11 protein-coding genes and 2 pseudogenes are annotated in these 15,840 nt (G+C 61.0%); 9 read left to right on the top strand and 4 right to left on the bottom strand.

Translation table 11 applies throughout. The features are described from left to right. Window positions 1-50 precede the first annotated feature (50 nt). The 3 genes and pseudogenes from ltrA to X733_RS140955 form a co-directional block, all read right to left on the bottom strand. Window positions 51-1,121: a group II intron reverse transcriptase/maturase gene (ltrA, locus tag X733_RS01000000166590; protein WP_245274507.1), complete on the bottom strand. Its 1,071-nt coding sequence runs from the start codon at window positions 1,119-1,121 to the stop codon at window positions 51-53. Between the two features lie 875 nt (window positions 1,122-1,996). Next, window positions 1,997-2,239, bottom strand: a pseudogene (locus X733_RS140950) (nucleotidyl transferase AbiEii/AbiGii toxin family protein); the annotation flags it as partial. Beyond that, window positions 2,236-2,610, bottom strand: a complete 375-nt coding sequence (locus X733_RS140955) for a DUF6088 family protein (RefSeq protein ID WP_245274506.1) — start codon at window positions 2,608-2,610, stop codon at window positions 2,236-2,238. The pseudogene X733_RS140950 and the gene X733_RS140955, both read right to left, overlap by 4 nt. Window positions 2,611-2,989: 379 nt before the next feature. On the opposite strand from X733_RS140955, the gene X733_RS1000000167325 reads away from it, so the two are divergent. From X733_RS1000000167325 to X733_RS1000000170985, 3 genes are all read left to right on the top strand, one after another. After that, entirely contained in the window at window positions 2,990-3,661 is a 672-nt protein-coding gene (locus tag X733_RS1000000167325) for a hypothetical protein (protein ID WP_023819794.1), read from the top strand. Between the two features lie 112 nt (window positions 3,662-3,773). Then, window positions 3,774-3,887, top strand: coding sequence for a type II toxin-antitoxin system prevent-host-death family antitoxin (locus tag X733_RS1000000170990; RefSeq protein ID WP_023819793.1), 114 nt, complete (start codon window positions 3,774-3,776; stop codon window positions 3,885-3,887). Between the two features lie 86 nt (window positions 3,888-3,973). Beyond that, on the top strand, window positions 3,974-4,132 hold the full coding sequence (locus X733_RS1000000170985) for a hypothetical protein (protein WP_245274504.1): 159 nt from the start codon (window positions 3,974-3,976) through the stop codon (window positions 4,130-4,132). A 281-nt stretch (window positions 4,133-4,413) separates the two neighbouring features. Here X733_RS1000000170985 and X733_RS140960 read toward each other — a convergent pair whose 3' ends face one another. Beyond that, a complete protein-coding gene (locus X733_RS140960) occupies window positions 4,414-5,490 on the bottom strand; it encodes a CBS domain-containing protein (RefSeq protein ID WP_031193932.1) in 1,077 nt (358 codons plus the stop codon). A gap of 386 nt (window positions 5,491-5,876) precedes the next feature. Between X733_RS140960 and X733_RS140965 the strand changes: the two genes are divergently transcribed. The 6 genes and pseudogenes from X733_RS140965 to X733_RS01000000166580 all read left to right on the top strand — a co-directional run bounded on the left by X733_RS140965 (window position 5,877) and on the right by X733_RS01000000166580 (window position 15,683). Further along, window positions 5,877-6,773, top strand: a complete 897-nt coding sequence (locus X733_RS140965; RefSeq protein WP_023819791.1) for a hypothetical protein — start codon at window positions 5,877-5,879, stop codon at window positions 6,771-6,773. A gap of 1,110 nt (window positions 6,774-7,883) precedes the next feature. After that, window positions 7,884-8,072, top strand: a complete 189-nt coding sequence (locus X733_RS140970) for a hypothetical protein (RefSeq protein ID WP_023819790.1) — start codon at window positions 7,884-7,886, stop codon at window positions 8,070-8,072. Window positions 8,073-8,252: 180 nt separating this feature from the next. Beyond that, on the top strand, window positions 8,253-9,152 hold the full coding sequence (locus X733_RS140975; RefSeq protein WP_023819789.1) for a DUF3991 and toprim domain-containing protein: 900 nt from the start codon (window positions 8,253-8,255) through the stop codon (window positions 9,150-9,152). A gap of 337 nt (window positions 9,153-9,489) precedes the next feature. Further along, window positions 9,490-10,095, top strand: a complete 606-nt coding sequence (locus X733_RS140980; RefSeq protein WP_023819788.1) for a DUF1419 domain-containing protein — start codon at window positions 9,490-9,492, stop codon at window positions 10,093-10,095. Between the two features lie 10 nt (window positions 10,096-10,105). Then, window positions 10,106-10,504 carry a DUF3085 domain-containing protein gene (locus X733_RS140985; protein ID WP_023819787.1) on the top strand — a complete coding sequence of 133 codons (399 nt, stop codon included), beginning with the start codon at window positions 10,106-10,108 and terminating at the stop codon, window positions 10,502-10,504. A gap of 86 nt (window positions 10,505-10,590) precedes the next feature. Beyond that, window positions 10,591-15,683 (top strand): annotated as a pseudogene (locus tag X733_RS01000000166580) (helicase-related protein). Window positions 15,684-15,840: the final 157 nt, after the last annotated feature.

Raw genomic sequence — 15,840 nt, 5'->3', positions numbered from 1 at the left:
CTAGGCCCACGAGAGGCCTGGAGTTCATGCGCTGACGCTTTTGGGCGCTTTTACCGCAGCCAACGCCATATTCGGTCTCCGACGTACCAGTCGAGACTGGTAAATACATCGCAGGCATAGACGCAGTAGCGGTAGTAATTCGCCCATCCTCGTAGGATGGGATTGATCTCTTGGAGCTTTTCTTCAAGGCTGACGAGCGTGGTATTCCGCTTTGTCAGTTGCTTGATCCGGTGACGCAGATCGGCGACCTTGTGCTTTGGAACCTGAACGCGTGTGCCGAAGCCATAGCATTTGTTCCAGTACGCGCCGAGGCGGAATCCGAGAAAATCGAATCCCTCCATCAAGGCCGTGACCTTTGTCTTTTCCGGCGACAGTTCCAGTCCCGTGGTCTCATGCAGGTATTCAGCCAGAGCGGATTTCTCCGCCAAGGCTTCCTCCCTTGTTCCTGATACCAGCAGGATGAAGTCGTCGGCGTAGCGCACGGGTAAGAATATGCATCGACCGGCTTTCCGGTCGCTGCCCCGTGCACTTCGGGCCGCTGTCACCCCGTCGATCTTGCGATGAGGATAGAGTTTCGTGCGGTGATCCGTCCACCTCTCGTAACGCTCCTCGATCGCACTAAGCACGATATTGGAGAGCAACGGTGAAATGATTCCGCCTTGAGGCGTGCCATTGTCTGTACGGAGGAACTGATCCTCTGCCAGTACACCGGCCTTCAAGAACCGCCCGACCAGCCGCGTCACCTGACGGTCACCTACGCGAGAGCGCAACCGATTCATCAAGTGGTGGTGCGAGATCTGGTCGAAGCAGCTTTTGATGTCGCCTTCGATAACCCATGGGTACGGCAACCGGCTCCGTCGATTGTCCTGATCGCGTTTAAACGGCAGGGTGGCTCGGCGGAGGTACTCCAAAGCGCCATGGCTGCTCCTTCCGGGCCGAAACCCATAGGAAACATGCCAAAACTGCGCTTCGAAGATAGGCTCCAACAAGAGTTTGGCCGCGCCCTGTACGACGCGGTCCTTGATCGTAGGAATGCCCAGGGGTCGGTATTGTCCTGGTTTTCCGGCCTTTGGGATAAGGATGCGTTTCGAAGGGCTGGGCCGATATGCGCCGAGACGCAACTCAACCTGTATCCTTCCAGAAAGCGCTTTTCACCCCATTTGGCGCGGATACGCCCTACGGTCATCCCGTCGACTCCAGCGGTGCGCCCGCCTCGATTAAAGGCCACGCGCCGCCAAGCACAGCGGATCGTGCGGATGTCGGTTAACCAACCCCACATGTCCCGCCATTTGTCGTCAGGATTTGCCTGACTCCACTGATAGAGTTTGCGTTGAACGCTGAGTATCCAAGCCTCGTCAGCCTGACGATCCATGTCCATGGACCATTTCTCCGTCATACAAGTCTATCGTCTTCCTGCTTCCCTTCGCCATGTGCATGGCTTTCCCATGCTCCGACTACTACGAAAGCTCCGCCCTCAGACTCGTCCTTCTCCGGTCGTCGCGGCTAGCCCAGTTCCGAGCTGGGCAGGCGAGCTGAGTTCCCGTGTTCCGATCTTCAACCTTTGTGCCGTTAGGCGGTGAGCTATACCCCTTGCGACGCGGGAGATGGGCCAAGGAGAACCACTCCCGTCTCGAATGCTATGTTCGCATTCACCAGCGAGGAACATTGAGCCGCGCCAGTTCTATTCGCGTTATATTGCCTCCCACGCCATCGCGCGATTTGGAGACGGTCTCGGATATAGAGGCTTCCAACGCTCACTTCGTTATCTCGCCATGGGCACTGCGGTAGCCCGACCTGCGCTCGATGGGCGCATCCGGTACAGTTAAGGCCGTTCTGCTTATGACACCCAACCGGCGACACCCGGTCGAGATTTGCGGCCCCCTTCCATCTACTGTTCTCGGTAGAGGGGCGGCGTTACAGCCGCCGGTCGAAAATCAGCAAGTTTGGGAGGTGATACCTAAGTCATACTTCACCTCCCGCGCCGTCACGGCGCACCGATGTCCTCGGAAAAACGTTTGATGAGGTCATAGCCCTTCGACAGCGACGTCCCGCCCTTGAACAGCAGCCGCGGCTCTCCTGCCGGCCGTCCGTGATAGAGCGCATTGAGCGTCCAGCAGACCCAGAAGTCCTTTTCGACGTTGCCGACCGGGGCGCCAATGCGGTTGGCCGTGGCGAGGAACAGATCGAGCCGGTCTCGTGGCGACGCGGCAATAATCCGACGGTAGCCGTCGGTGCTCATGGTTTGCCCTCGAGTCCGGGGCCCGGGCTGAGGAGTTGGCGGAGGAACTCCTGCATCCAGATCGGGACGGCGGAGAGACCGGCGCGAAGATCCTCGCGAATCGCCTCGCCATGCTTTGGGTCTGAAAGTAGGCGGCGCAATGCGGCCTCGATCCGCTTGCGTTCGCTGTCTTGGGTCAGCATGTCCTGCATCCAATATAGGGCCTGGACGACCCGCATCCCCGGCCGATCCGCCCAATAGAGGCGGCTCGGGGCCGCATACTTGAAATGGATTTCCTGGCTGCCGAGCTTGATCGGCTTCAATCTCGCATCGACCACCTCGATCCGCGCAGGCACCGCCGTCGTGAGCCCAAGATCGTTAGCTGCCGTCATGCGGCCGCCTTCACACAGGCCGATCGAAAACTCATCTTCGGGCAGGATAAGTCCGAGCGCCGGCTTGAGATTGCAACGCTAGCGGCTTTGCGACGAGCTGGATGCCGATGTCTCAATCATATCCATGAGTTCGCACCCGTCGAAGCCGACATTCGCGAGGTCAACAACGATCAGTGGTGATCGCCCGCATCTTTCGTGTTCACAACGTCAGGTCGCATCGGGTACCGAGGTCAGAACAGAAGTTCGCGGATTGTTCTGTCAGGGGCCGGTTTCACAGCAACGTACGCACCGGGCCACGATGTGAGTCTCGGAGGGCTTCCAAGCGCCGATTTGGCCGGTTAGAATTTGCGGGGGCGCGAACAACGGATGAACGAACGGCATGATGCTGGAAAAACTGCGGGCCTGTTGGGGGTTTACCCCGACTGTCGAAAGGAACGTCGCCCTGGTTGAGGGGTTTCTGAAGGGCAAGCGCTTCGCCGACCTGGCGCAGGAACATGGCTTATCGACATCGAGAGTGCGCCAAATCATTGAGAGGGCCGATCGGCTCGTGGGCGGCGGCATCCTGACCGAGGCTAAACCGTCCAAGGCCTCGCCTCGAACCGAATTCATGGTCGACTATCCGTATGTGTGGAACCTGGCCGAGATGCACCGGCTCGGCAGCGTCACGCCGCATCATTTTTTTACGGAGTTGGAACGCGCGGGATCGCTGGAGCGGCTGGTTGACAAGATGAAACGGTTGCCGAGCCGCGCACGAACAACACGTGAGTTGGCGCGCCTCGTTTGGCTTAAGGAGAAGGGCGAGAGCCCATGGCCCGCAATGAAGCGATCAAGCATTGCGATCGTGCAACCAGGCTACCCAGTCGACCATCCGGACCGCGGCCTTCAATGCCAGCTCGCCTTGGAATCGGCCCTCCAGCAATTGGTTGAGCGCGCAGGGGAATCCGGCTGGACCGAGGACGAGATAGACTGTGCGCTCCTCGAGCTCGCTCGCGTGCGCTTCAAGGGACAGCAACCGAACGGGGCGTTATTTGATCGGGAAGGTACTTCGTGAAGCAGGTAAGTTAGCCACATTGAAAACAGCTATTTCGCCTATTTTATGGGGGAAGATGTGAGCCACGATAACCAGCTTTACGCTAACCGACCTCGGCAACAAATCCGACGAGGTGGTCGAGGCGGCATACCGAAGGTCTGTCGAGATCACGAAGCGCGGCAAGCGCAAATTTGTGCTCCTGACCGTCGGGCAGTTCGATCGGTTGTCGGAACGAAGCGCACATTGAGCGCGTCGTGTCGAAGTTCTCAAGGGAGCCGAGCGCGATGAAATTCTCGCTGGCCTGGACGTCGTCACCTTGAGGGATAGCGGAGAATGACCGAGCCTGAACACGCCCACGTCATTCTCTATTCCTATCTGTGGGCGCGAGAATTCGATCGCGGTGAAGAGAGTGGCCGAAAGGCTCGGCCGACTTGCGTGATCGCAATCGTCGCCGGCAAGAACGGCCGCACGCGGCTCTGCTTTTTCCGATGATTAACGCTCCGGGACCTGACCGGCGTCGAGATCCCGGAGCCTGAGGCGAAGAGGGTGAAACTCTATCGCGGCCTGGGCCCTCGTGGACGAATTCAATGTCGATGACCTCGCGACCTCATGGGCTTTTGGAGTCCACCGTTCCGGTAGGCCAGTTCACGCGACGTTTCATGGCGAAGATTGCGGCTGAGGTAGCGGCAGCCATTCAGGCCAAAAACATTCGCAGCATACCGCGGCAATAATCATCGCACCGCTCGCTGAAATCCGGCGCGTCCTTAACTTGATCAGTACCGACGATGGGCGCGCAGTATTACTCCGGTCGCCTTTCCAGACTCCACATCGATGCCTACAAGGACCTGGATACGCGGCTTCTGCAGCGCCTTCACCGCCAACCCCACCGGTGCAGCTTCATCCATTGAGGCCCAACGCGCGCCGATGTCGATGCTTTCGATGAGATGAGAAACCTTGTGTTCGGTAAGCGCAATTAACCCGTCGAGTTCCTTCGCCCGGGTAGCAATATAACGTGTCACATCAACGGACGTGAAGGCACCTGTTGGCCTGCCAGCCTTATCCACACATACGATCGCGTGATGCTTCTCATCGACCAGCCCGATCACATCGTTCAAGGCGGTGTCAGGAGTTACGCTCAAGAACGCTTTGTCGAGCTTCGCAGCGAGATTATTTGCCGCAGTACCGTCCCGGCGCGGTCGGGTTCTGACGACCGCGCTCAGCGTGGAGTGATGCCTCATCCACTCTGCGGTCTCTTTGCAGCGCAACTCGGTCAGTCGAACGATCCTTGCATAGATATCCGTGATGTTCATGTCCAGAATTGGCTCGTGATGAGCAACTCGATTCCGGAACGTGTTGATTGGCCTTACGAGGTTCTGGATGTCCTGCCGGCTTTCCCCATGCTGCAGATGGGGGAAGGCCAGGTTGACGGTCGTGCGCCAGAGCGAGCCATACTCAGATCGAAAGAGATTCGACCAGAAATCGAATGTAAGCGTTGCGACAATCTGATCTCGGGAAGCGTTCTGTCCCGCCCGTTGAATGGCCTTGTCGAGAGTCCATAGACCCTCCGGCGTCAAAGTATGATCCCGGAAGGCGGCATCCTTATGCCAGTTCTGCTGAAACTTACTGACGAGGATCTCATCGACGGCATTGCGAAGCGTGACTTCCGCCACGTTGATAGGATACAGGAACGCCTTCGCGACGCGGGCGTTGTAAAGATACAGCGCCAACGCATACTCTTCGTGGTTGCCGCCCTTGGATAGGTAGGTGGCAAACCGTGGCTCAGAGATGGAGGCCCTGATCGCCTGCATCGTGGGTTGCGAGTACAGATAAGGAACTTGACTTTCCGCCATGAAACGAAGATAACTCCCCCAAGCAGTCGAACTGGCCCCACTGGCTTGCCAAGCGCCGTCGACACCGATTTATGTGCACCAGGTCAGGCCAGTCCTCACCTGGTGTTTCATTTTTGGATATCATGCAAGCCTACTTGAGACGAAGCCCGAAGTTATCGTTATAGCTTCGGCCCTGGAGCGCCGCTTTCAATGCGCGCCATTATCAACGGTCGTGATCAGGGGGATTGGTCCAACCCCTGATAATCGCCATCTTCTATCCCACTGCCGCCGCGCGTCGGCAACGGCAGCTCGCCTGCTTGGATGGTGAAATACGCGAAAACCTGCACGTTATTGCGCCAAATCAGAGTACATGCTGCGAAGTTTATTGACATGATCGAGGTCAATCGATGCAGAGATCGGCACAGCAGATCGAACGCATATCTCGCTGGCGTGAAGCATTTCGCGACGACACGACAGGCATCCACAAAACCGTTCAGGACCTCCTCTGGAACTACGCTGCTTTCCGGACGACGGTAAGGATCGTGCGGCTCGCAAACGAAAGGCGCGAGGCGCGTCCGCCACTCAACCAAATGCTGTTCAACCTTATATCAGAGGGTTACTGGTCGAGCCTGCTTCTAGGCACAAGACGGCTTCTGGACAAAGCTCCCCTCAACGGCCCAAAGGGCGTGTATTCGATCCGCTCTGTCGTAAAGGACGTGGAGACAAGCCGCGAATGGCTCACCCGGAGGATCTACGTCGAGAAGGTGCTGGATGCTCAATACGATCTCGATCGACTACGCCGGGAACAGCATGAGAAACTCACCGCGGCGAAGGGAGGGGTCATCTGGGGCGATCCTGAACTGATGAAGAGCGAAGCCGCGCACCGTCATTTCGATACCCTAAGCGGTGTATCCCACTTGGCACGTAGTCCCGATGATCTCGTCGATCCGGCGATCTTCACCCGGATCGAGGCCCGCCTAGCAGCCCTGGATGGAATCGCGGTGCATGTCAGCACACACGTAGCCCATGCCGGCAACAAGGAGAGCCGCCTTAACAAGCTGCTCGACGATTTTGACGTACGCGATGCGCAAAAGACCCTTAAGCAGCTGAAGGAAGTTGCCGACCTGACCGGGGTCTGGTTTGCAAATGAAGGCGGCACGGGCCTTACAACATATATCGGAGACCAGTTCCAGGGCCTCGATCAGCCGGTTGTACAAAAGGCGGACATCACTGATCTGGCCGAACAGTGGCGTGTGATCGATCGCGAGGTCGCGAACTGGTCAATCGATCCGGCGGGTCTCTGAATGCTGCCTGCCTTTTTGTGCTCCTGACCGCCGAGCAGTTCGATCGATTGTCGGGACGAAGCGCACAGCGGGCGTACCGTGTCGAAGATTCAAGGGAGCCGAGCGTGATGAAATTCTCGCTGGCCTGGACGCCGTCACCTTGAGGGATAACGGAGAATGACCCAGCCTGAACACGGCCACATCACTCTCTATTCCTACCTAGGGGCGGGCGAATTCGATCGCGGTGAAGAAAGTGGCCGAACGGCTCGGCCGACTTGCGTGATGGCAATCGTCGCAGGCAAGGATGGCCGCACGCGGCCTCTGCTTTTTCCCATCACGAATAAGGCCCCGGGACCTGACCGGCGTCGCGTCGAGATCCGGAGGCTGAGGCGAAGAGAGCCAAGCTCTATACGCCGGCCTGGGTCATGGTGGACGAATTCAATGTCGATGACCTCGCCACCTCATCGGCTTTGGAGGCCAGCTCACGCGACGTTTCATGGCGAAGGGGGGGCCATCCGGGCCAAAAACATTCGCAGCATACCGCGGCAATAATCATCGCATCGCTCGCTGAAATCCGGCGCGACCCTCACTTGATCAGTATCGACGAGGGGCGCGCCGGATTACCCCGGTCGCCTTTCCAGCCTCGCCACCTGCAAGAACCTGGAACGCGGCTTTTGCAGCTCCTTCACCGCCAGTCCTAGGCGACAACGCTATCGGCGGTCAGCCCGATCAGGCTTGATGTGCCTCTCGTATTCTCGGCGGTTATGGTGTTGCCCGGATGGGTTCTTCGTGCGGACGCCACTATCGTGGCGGCGTCATCGGCACAGGAAGAACGGTTTTTTCGCCTAGACCTTGATAAAGCCGGCACAACTCAGCCGCAAAGTGCCGCAGGCATGAATCCGCGCGGTTTCGTGGCGAGTGACTTGGCTCCTGTGCGGAGTCCATTTCCCGCTCTTTCGGCTTAATTCCCTTGTTCCAGCCCGGACCTTGCCGATCAACCCGCTTCGGGGTCGGACTACGCAAGCGTGCCGTCGCTCAAGGCTTCGCCATCGCGATGATCGCGGTCCCGGCTGGCCCCGACGGGCGCCTGTCGAGCGGGGAATGGTCCCCGCGAACACGGGAGCCAAACAAATGTCGCACGAACTCAGCCTCGCTCGGAGCCACGCCTGGAACCTCGCTCGCATCCTGATGACGCCGGTCATCCTGTTCAAGGTCGATGACAACGAATACGGCGTCCTTCCTGCCGAAGACCTCGACAGCGACGAAGTCGAGGCGATCGCCGAATACTGCCCATACACAGGCGGTCGGCCGGTTCATTGAACCGGCCTCTATGCCACGGCGTGCCGCTTGCGAGCGGCAGGCCGCAAGGGAGGCTGCGCCGCGGCGAAAGCCGCGCCCTTGCGCCCTTTGCTCTTCGCGGCGGTTGGGGAGTGTTCCGCCAATTGTGCGGAACAAATTGACTTGAAGAAAGGCCGGCCGGAAGGCTCTCGGGAGAGAAGAATGGAAAAGACGGATATAGAAGCGCTGCGCGGCCGGGTCGGCTGTGCCGCGGTGCTGGAGACCAGCGGCTTTACGGTCGACCTCAAGGAAAGCACGCGCAAAGCGGTCAAATACCGTCGTGGCGACGATATCATCATCGTCATCCATGACGGCAAGGGATGGTTCGACCCGTTGTCGGATCGAAAGGGCGATGTCTATTCGCTGGTGCAGCATCTGGATGGCGGCGATTTCCTGGAAGCCCTCTTGCAGGTAGCCTCGCTTGCGGGGTTCGTGCCGAGCGAGCCGGAATGGAAACGACAGTCTCGGGGGACCGAACCCGGCCAGTCAGTTCCGAAGCGATGGGCGGCCCGACGCAAGCCGTGGCGCGGATCGGCGACCTGGCGCTATCTGCGCGATGAGCGGCACATTCCCGAACAGGTCATTGCGACTGCGATCGCTCAGAACGTTCTGAGGGAAGGCCCGCGCGGCAGCATGTGGGCCGCCCACAGCGACGCGGCCGGTATCGTCACCGGCTGGGAGGAGCGTGGCCCGCAATGGCGTGGTTTTGCCGCCGGGGGCGGCAAGGTGTTGTTCCGGTTGGGGTCCGAGACAGCCACCCGCATCTGCGTCAGCGAAGCGGCGATCGACGCCATGAGCCTGGCCGCGATCGAACGGATCCGGCGCGATACGCTCTATGCCAGCACCGGCGGCGGCTGGTCGCCGGCGACGGACACGGCTCTTCGCCTGTTGGGAGGAAGGCCGAACAGGCGGCTTGTAGCGGCCACCGACGCCAACCCCCAGGGCGAGGCATTCGTGTCGAGGCTGCGTGAGCTTGCCGGCGAGGTCGCCTGTGACTTTGAGCGGCTGAAGCCGCGCGCGGAAGACTGGAACGCGATGCTGCAGGACGCGGCATCCGCCTGATGGCGCCGATCACTCAACCGGGGCGCAGAATTGAAGATCGCCGGCCGGCGCTTTGCCATGGTCATGTCAACTCCAAAGGCTGGCCCACGCGCCCATGACAGCCGGTTCGCACCGCCAAATTGGGGAGGGCAACAAGGAAAGGGAGAAAAGAAACGAAAACCCGGCTGCCGCATGCCCGCCGGTCGCGTGCAAGGGTGAAGCTTCGCCCGGCTGCGCCGGCCCTTGACCCGCCCGGACGGAGAGGCGGCCGCAGGGGAGGGGTCATGAAGGGCTGAAGACGATGGGCATCCACGAGGGTGCTGCGCGCTCAGGCCCGACGAGGCTGAAGGAGCCCCAAATGAACCCCTTTTTTCCCAATCGTAAAGTCTACCAGGGCATCGCCGACCGCCGGCAGATGTTTCGCATGTTCGATCGCCATGCGCAGCGCCCGAACCGGGAGCATGTCGATGCCGGATCTCTTTATAGCGGCGAGTGGTTTCAAGTCGGCCCCGTCGAGCACGACTACATGCTGGAGATCCTGCCACCGCTCTGGATGCGGGGCGACATGTTCGCGCTGCGCGAGTTCCTTACCGATAGCATCACCAGCGTCTTCTACACGCTGCGCATCGACGGCAGAACGCGTTACTATCATGCCTGTTGCGACCTGAATGTCGCACGATCGCCTGCCGAAATGCGCGATGCCATCGTCGAGCGCGAGTCCTGGCCGGTGAAGGCGATGACGCGCGAAGAGCGGCTGGAGCATATCTGGAGCGCCACGCACGACGAGTACCGTGGCTATGCCGGGGACCGCTGGCTGCCGGAGCATCGCGGCAAGCGCACCGTGCTCTGCTATGGCGGCCGGCAGGGCGCCATGCCGAAGCTGCTCGATGAGCTCACCGATGATGAGATCGCGGCGAAGCTGCCGGTGCATCTGCGCCACCTTCCCCTGGCCGTTGCCGCGTGAGGGGGAAGCGATGGTCACTTTTCCCATTCTTGCCGTTCGCAAAGTCATCGAGCGCGGAAAAACCGATGCCGCCAACAACGGCGGTTTCCGCAATCCCTATTATGGCCTCAAGCCCGGCCAGGGCGAGATCCCCGGCCTGTGGCTGGTCGGAGACCAAGGGGTCTACATCATATCGAACGGAAAACTCGCAGACGGCGAGCGCCCGCTCGTCCTCTATTCCGAAGAATGCCACCCGATCGGCAACCCCGACTGGTTTCACTACAAGCAGCGCCATTTCGGTGGCGACGACGGCATCGAATTCATCGACGCCGAGCAACTGATCCCGCTGTTCGATCGCAACCTTCGCTGCACGCATCTCAACGTGCAGCTCACCGAGACCGAAGTCTCGCTGTCCCTGATCGCCCGCTAGCCGCTTCCAAACCTGCCAGCCCTTTCACGCGGCCGCCAACGCCGTTCGCCCGATCGTGCTCGCCCTCAAATCCAAGGAGATTTTCCATGGCTCATGACGACCCCTTCACCATCGACCTGTTCGGCAGCACGGCCATTTCGCCCGGACTTGGCCTTGGCGTCACGGCCTTCGCGGCTGACTTCGGGCCGGGCGATGAAGATGATCCCGATTCTTCCGCGCCTTCGCCGGTCACGCCGGCGGTTGCAGCCAGGCAACCGACGTCGAAGCCTCGACGGGTTCATGGACTGAACTTTCATCTTGCCGGCGATCGTGGACTGGCCCGTGGCTGGAAGGATCGGGCCCGCGACAACATCGCCTCGATCCGGCTCGCCGCCGAGATCGAGGCCGATGAGCGTCCTGCCACGCGTGAGGAGCAGGAGCGGCTGATCCGGTTCACCGGCTTCGGCGCGTCCGACCTTGCCAATGGTGTCTTCCGCCGCCCCGGCGAGCTCGAATTCCGTAAGGGCTGGGACGACATCGGCTCGGACCTGGAAGATGCCGTCGGCGAGATCGACTATGCCTCGCTCGCACGCTGCACCCAATATGCCCACTTCACGCCTGAGTTCATCAGCCGGGCGATCTGGTCAGGTCTCCAGCGTCTCGGATGGCGCGGCGGTCGGGTTCTTGAACCGGGCGTCGGAACCGGCCTGTTTCCGGCGCTGATGCCGCAGTCCCTGCGCGGCGTCTCCCACGTCACCGGGATTGAACTCGATCCCGTCACCGCGCGCATCGCGCGGCTGTTGCAGCCGCAAGCGCGGATCATAGCCGGCGATTTCGCCCGCACCGACCTGCCGGCGAGCTTCGACCTCGCCATCGGCAATCCGCCGTTTTCGGATCGAACCGTGCGCTCCGATCGGGCGTATCGGTCGATGGCATTGCGGCTGCATGACTATTTTATCGCGCGCTCCGTCGACCTGTTGAAGCCGGGGGCATTCGCCGCCTTCGTCACCAGCTGCGGCACTTTTGATAAGGGCCGACAGCACCGCGCGCGAGCATATCGCGAAGACCGCGGACCCTGATCGCCGCGATCCGCCTGCCCCAGGGCAGTTTCCGGGCCGACGCCGGGACGGATGTCGTGGTCGACATCCTGTTCTTCCGCAAGCGCAAGATCGGCGAGCCAGAGGGCGACCTGTCATGGCTCGACACCGAGGAAGTTCGGGCCGCGACCGCAGATGAGGGCGCGATCCGCGTCAACCGCTGGTTCGCGCGCCACCCGGATTTCGTGCTCGGCACACATGCCACCATCTCGGGGCCTTACGGCGAGGCCTATTCCTGCCTGTCTCATCCCGGTGTCGATCTGGAGCGGGCGCTCGCCGCGGCGATCTCCCTCCTTCCGGAAGCCATTTATGACGGCGAGCCGGACGAGATTGATCATGACGCCGAGAACTGTGCCGATGTCGTCGATGCCCTGCCGGAAGGCGCCGGCGTGCGCGAGGGCAGTTTCTTCATCGCGAAGAATACCGCCATCATGCAAATGATCGATGGCGCCGCCGTGACCATCACCGTGCGCAAGGGCAGGGCGAGCGAAGGCGTGCCGGAAAAGCACGCGCGTATCATCCGCAACTTGATCCCCATCCGTGATGCCGTGCGTGAAGTCCTGAAGGCGCAGGAGTTCGACCGGCCCTGGAAGCCGGCCCAAGTCAAGCTGCGCATCGCCTGGTCGAATTTTGTGCGCGCCTTCGGCCCCATCAACACGACCGTCGTTTCAACCAGCGAGGACGCCGACACCGGCGAGGTCCGCGAAGTGCATCGCCGGCCTAACCTCCAGCCCTTCCTGGACGATCCCGATTGCTGGCTGGTCGCCTCCATCGAGGACTACGATCTCGAAACCAATACCGCCCGGCCTGGTCCGATCTTCACCGAGCGCGTCATCGCGCCGCCCGCAGCACCCATCATCACAAGTGCTGCCGATGCGCTTGCCGTCGTGCTCAACGAACGCGGCCATGTCAACGTCGATCACATCGCCGAGTTGCTGCACGCCGATGCCGAAGCAGTCATCATCGAACTTGGCGACGCCATCTACCGCGATCCCGAGACCGGTTCCTGGCAAACGGCCGACGCTTATCTCTCCGGCCAGGTCCGCGACAAGCTCAAGGCCGCAAAAGCCGCCGCCGCCCTCGACCCCGTCTTCGAGCGCAATGTCCGTGCCCTGGTCGAGGTTCAGCCGGCCGATCTTCGGCCTTCCGACATTACCGCCCGTCTTGGCGCACCATGGATCCCCGCCGCCGATGTTGCCGCCTTCGTCAAGGAGACGATGGGCGCCGAGATCAGGATCCATCATATGCCGGAGCTGGCGTCGTGGACGGTAGAGGCGCGGCAATTGGGATGGATGGCGGCCGGCACGTCCGAATGGGGCACCGATCGCCGTCATGCCGGCGAGCTCATAGCCGACGCGCTGAACAGCCGCGTGCCGCAGATCTTCGACGCTGTGAAGGAGGGCCCGGCTGAAAAGCGCGTGCTCAATGTCGTGGATACGGAAGCCGCCAAGGAAAAGCTGCAGAAGATCAAGACCGCTTTCCAGAACTGGATCTGGTCCGATCCCGACCGGACCGATCGGCTGGCGCGGGTCTATAACGACCGCTTCAACAACATCGCCCCGCGAAGATTCAACGGGGATCACCTGCAACTTCCAGGCGCCTCCGGCGCCTTTTCTCTTTATGGGCACCAGAAGCGCGGCATCTGGCGCATCGTGTCGGCTGGCTCGACCTACCTCGCCCATGCCGTCGGCGCCGGCAAGACCATGACGATTGCCGCGGCCGTCATGGAGCAGCGCCGGCTTGGCCTGATCGCCAAGGCCATGTTGGTCGTTCCCGGCCATTGCCTTGCACAGATGGCCCGCGAATTTCTGGCGCTCTACCCGACCGCGCGAATCCTGGTGGCCGACGAGACGAATTTTTCTTTAGCCAAGCGACATCGCTTCCTGTCGCGTGCGGCGACGGCGACCTGGGATGCGATCATCATCACCCACAGCGCCTTCCGCTTCATCGGTGTGCCGTCGGCATTCGAGCAACAGATGATCCACGACGAACTGGAACTCTACGAGACGCTGCTGACCAAGGTCGAGAGCGACGACTGCGTCTCGCGCAAGCGTCTCGAGCGGCTGAAGGAGGGGCTCAAGGAACGGCTGGAGGCGCTGGCGACCCGCAAGGACGACCTGCTCACCATCTCCGAGATCGGCGTCGACCAGATCATCGTCGATGAAGCCCAGGAGTTCAGGAAGCTCAGCTTCGCCACCAACATGTCGACGCTCAAGGGCGTCGATCCGAACGGCTCGCAGCGGGCCTGGGACCTTTATGTCAAATCCCGGTTCGTGGAGACGAAGAACCCAGGCCGGGCGCTCGTGCTGGCCTCCGGCACGCCGATCACCAACACGCTCGGCGAGATGTTCTCGGTGCAGCGCTATCTCGGTTACCAGGCCCTGCTTCAGCGCGGGCTGCACGAGTTCGACGCCTGGGCTTCGACCTTCGGGGACGTCACGACTGAACTCGAATTGCAGCCATCCGGGAAATACAAGCCGGTGACGCGCTTCGCCACCTTCGTCAACGTGCCGGAGCTGATCGCGATGTTCCGCTCCTTCGCGGATGTGGTGATGCCGCAAGACCTTCGCGACTATGTGAAGGTGCCGGCGCTTTCGACCGGCGCACGTCAGATCATCACCGCCAAGCCGTCCGCCGCCTTCAAGCGCTACCAGCTGGTGCTCGACGCCCGCATCAAGGCCATCGAGGAACGCGACGGTCCGGCAGAAGCTGGTGACGACATCCTGCTGTCGGTTATCACCGATGGCCGGCACGCTGCTATCGACCTGCGCCTGGTTGATCCCGACAATGACAATGAGCCGGACAACAAGCTCAACGACCTGATCGGCAATGCCTTCCGTATCTGGCAAGAAACAGCGCAAAGCAGCTATGTCCGCGCCGACGGCAAGCCGTTCGAGCTTCCTGGCGCAGCGCAGATGATTTTGTCCGATCTCGGCACGATCAGCGTCGAGAAAACCAGAGGCTTTTCGGCCTATCGCTGGATCAGGGACGAGTTGGTCCGCAGGGGCGTTCCGGCATCGGAAATTGCGTTCATGCAGGATTTCAAGAAGTCGGAGGCCAAGCAGCGCCTGTTCGGTGATGTGCGCGCCGGAAAAATCCGGTTCCTGGTCGGCTCTTCCGACACGATGGGCACCGGCGTCAACGCGCAGCTCCGCCTCAAGGCGTTGCATCACCTCGATGTGCCGTGGCTTCCGTCCCAGATCGAGCAGCGCGAAGGTCGTATCCTGCGGCAGGGCAACCAGCACGATGTCATCGATATCTTCGCCTACGCCACGGAAGGATCGATGGACGCCCAGATGTGGCAGAACAACGAGCGCAAGGCCCGGTTCATCGCGGCCGCCCTCTCCGGAGACGCGTCCATTCGGCGGTTGGAGGATATGGGTGAGGGGCAGGCCAACCAGTTTGCTATGGCCAAGGCGATCGCCTCGGGCGATCCACGTCTGATGCAAAAGGCAGGTCTGGAGGCAGACATTGCCCGCCTGGAGCGCCTTCGCGCGGCCCACATTGATGATGAGCACGCCGTTCGGCGGCAGATCCGCGATGCCGAGCGCGATATCGAATACGCGACCCGGCGCATCGGCGAGGTGGGCAAGGATATCGAGCGCCTCGTGCCGACGACCGGCGATGGGTTCAGCATGGTGGTCGGGGGCGAGGCGTTCACGGAGCGCAAACGCGCCGGTCGTGCACTGATGAAGGAAATCCTGACTCTCGTGCAGCTTCAGCAGAATGGGAAAACCACCATCGCCTCCATCGGCGGCTTCGATTTCGAATATTGCGGCGAGCGCTTCGGCAAGGACGGCTACCGCTATGCCACGATGCTGATGCGCACCGGCGCCGATTATGAAATCGAGCTCCCTGTCACGACCACGCCACTTGGTGCGATTTCTCGCCTCGAGCATGCCTTGGCCGGCTTCGAGGGCGAGCAGGTACAATACCGCCAGCGTCTTGAGGATGCCGAGCTCAGGCTCACCTCCTATCGCTCGCGTCAGGGCGGCGAGTTCGGGTTCTCTGGTGAACTGGCTGACAAGCGCCGGCAGCTTGCGGACATCGAAACCGATCTTGCGTCTTCGATTGATGGCCAGAATTCGCGTGCAGCCGCATAGCAGGCTCGATAAAGGCTGCCGCTCATTGTCTCAGGCATTGACCGGCGGCAAAGGTTCGAGGTGGCTCGGGTGCAGGCGATGCAGGAGGCGCGCCGAACTGCTTAACATGTTGGATGCCGCGTTTCTGTCATGCTCGGCTCCGGCCAGCCAGACCACA

This window comes from Mesorhizobium sp. L2C066B000, assembly GCF_000502335.1.
Classification (GTDB): domain Bacteria; phylum Pseudomonadota; class Alphaproteobacteria; order Rhizobiales; family Rhizobiaceae; genus Mesorhizobium.
The sequence above is the reverse complement of the archived record's forward strand: the minus strand, read 5'-3'. Positions and strand labels throughout refer to the sequence as shown.

Coding starts and splice junctions, on each gene's coding strand:
- X733_RS140955 (WP_245274506.1), bottom strand. CDS start 2,610: ATGACGGCAGCTAACGATCTTGGGCTCACGACGGCGGTGCCTGCGCGG.
- X733_RS1000000167325 (WP_023819794.1), top strand. CDS start 2,990: ATGATGCTGGAAAAACTGCGGGCCTGTTGGGGGTTTACCCCGACTGTC.
- X733_RS1000000170985 (WP_245274504.1), top strand. CDS start 3,974: ATGACCGAGCCTGAACACGCCCACGTCATTCTCTATTCCTATCTGTGG.
- X733_RS140960 (WP_031193932.1), bottom strand. CDS start 5,490: ATGGCGGAAAGTCAAGTTCCTTATCTGTACTCGCAACCCACGATGCAG.
- X733_RS140965 (WP_023819791.1), top strand. CDS start 5,877: ATGCAGAGATCGGCACAGCAGATCGAACGCATATCTCGCTGGCGTGAA.
- X733_RS140970 (WP_023819790.1), top strand. CDS start 7,884: ATGTCGCACGAACTCAGCCTCGCTCGGAGCCACGCCTGGAACCTCGCT.
- X733_RS140975 (WP_023819789.1), top strand. CDS start 8,253: ATGGAAAAGACGGATATAGAAGCGCTGCGCGGCCGGGTCGGCTGTGCC.
- X733_RS140980 (WP_023819788.1), top strand. CDS start 9,490: ATGAACCCCTTTTTTCCCAATCGTAAAGTCTACCAGGGCATCGCCGAC.
- X733_RS140985 (WP_023819787.1), top strand. CDS start 10,106: ATGGTCACTTTTCCCATTCTTGCCGTTCGCAAAGTCATCGAGCGCGGA.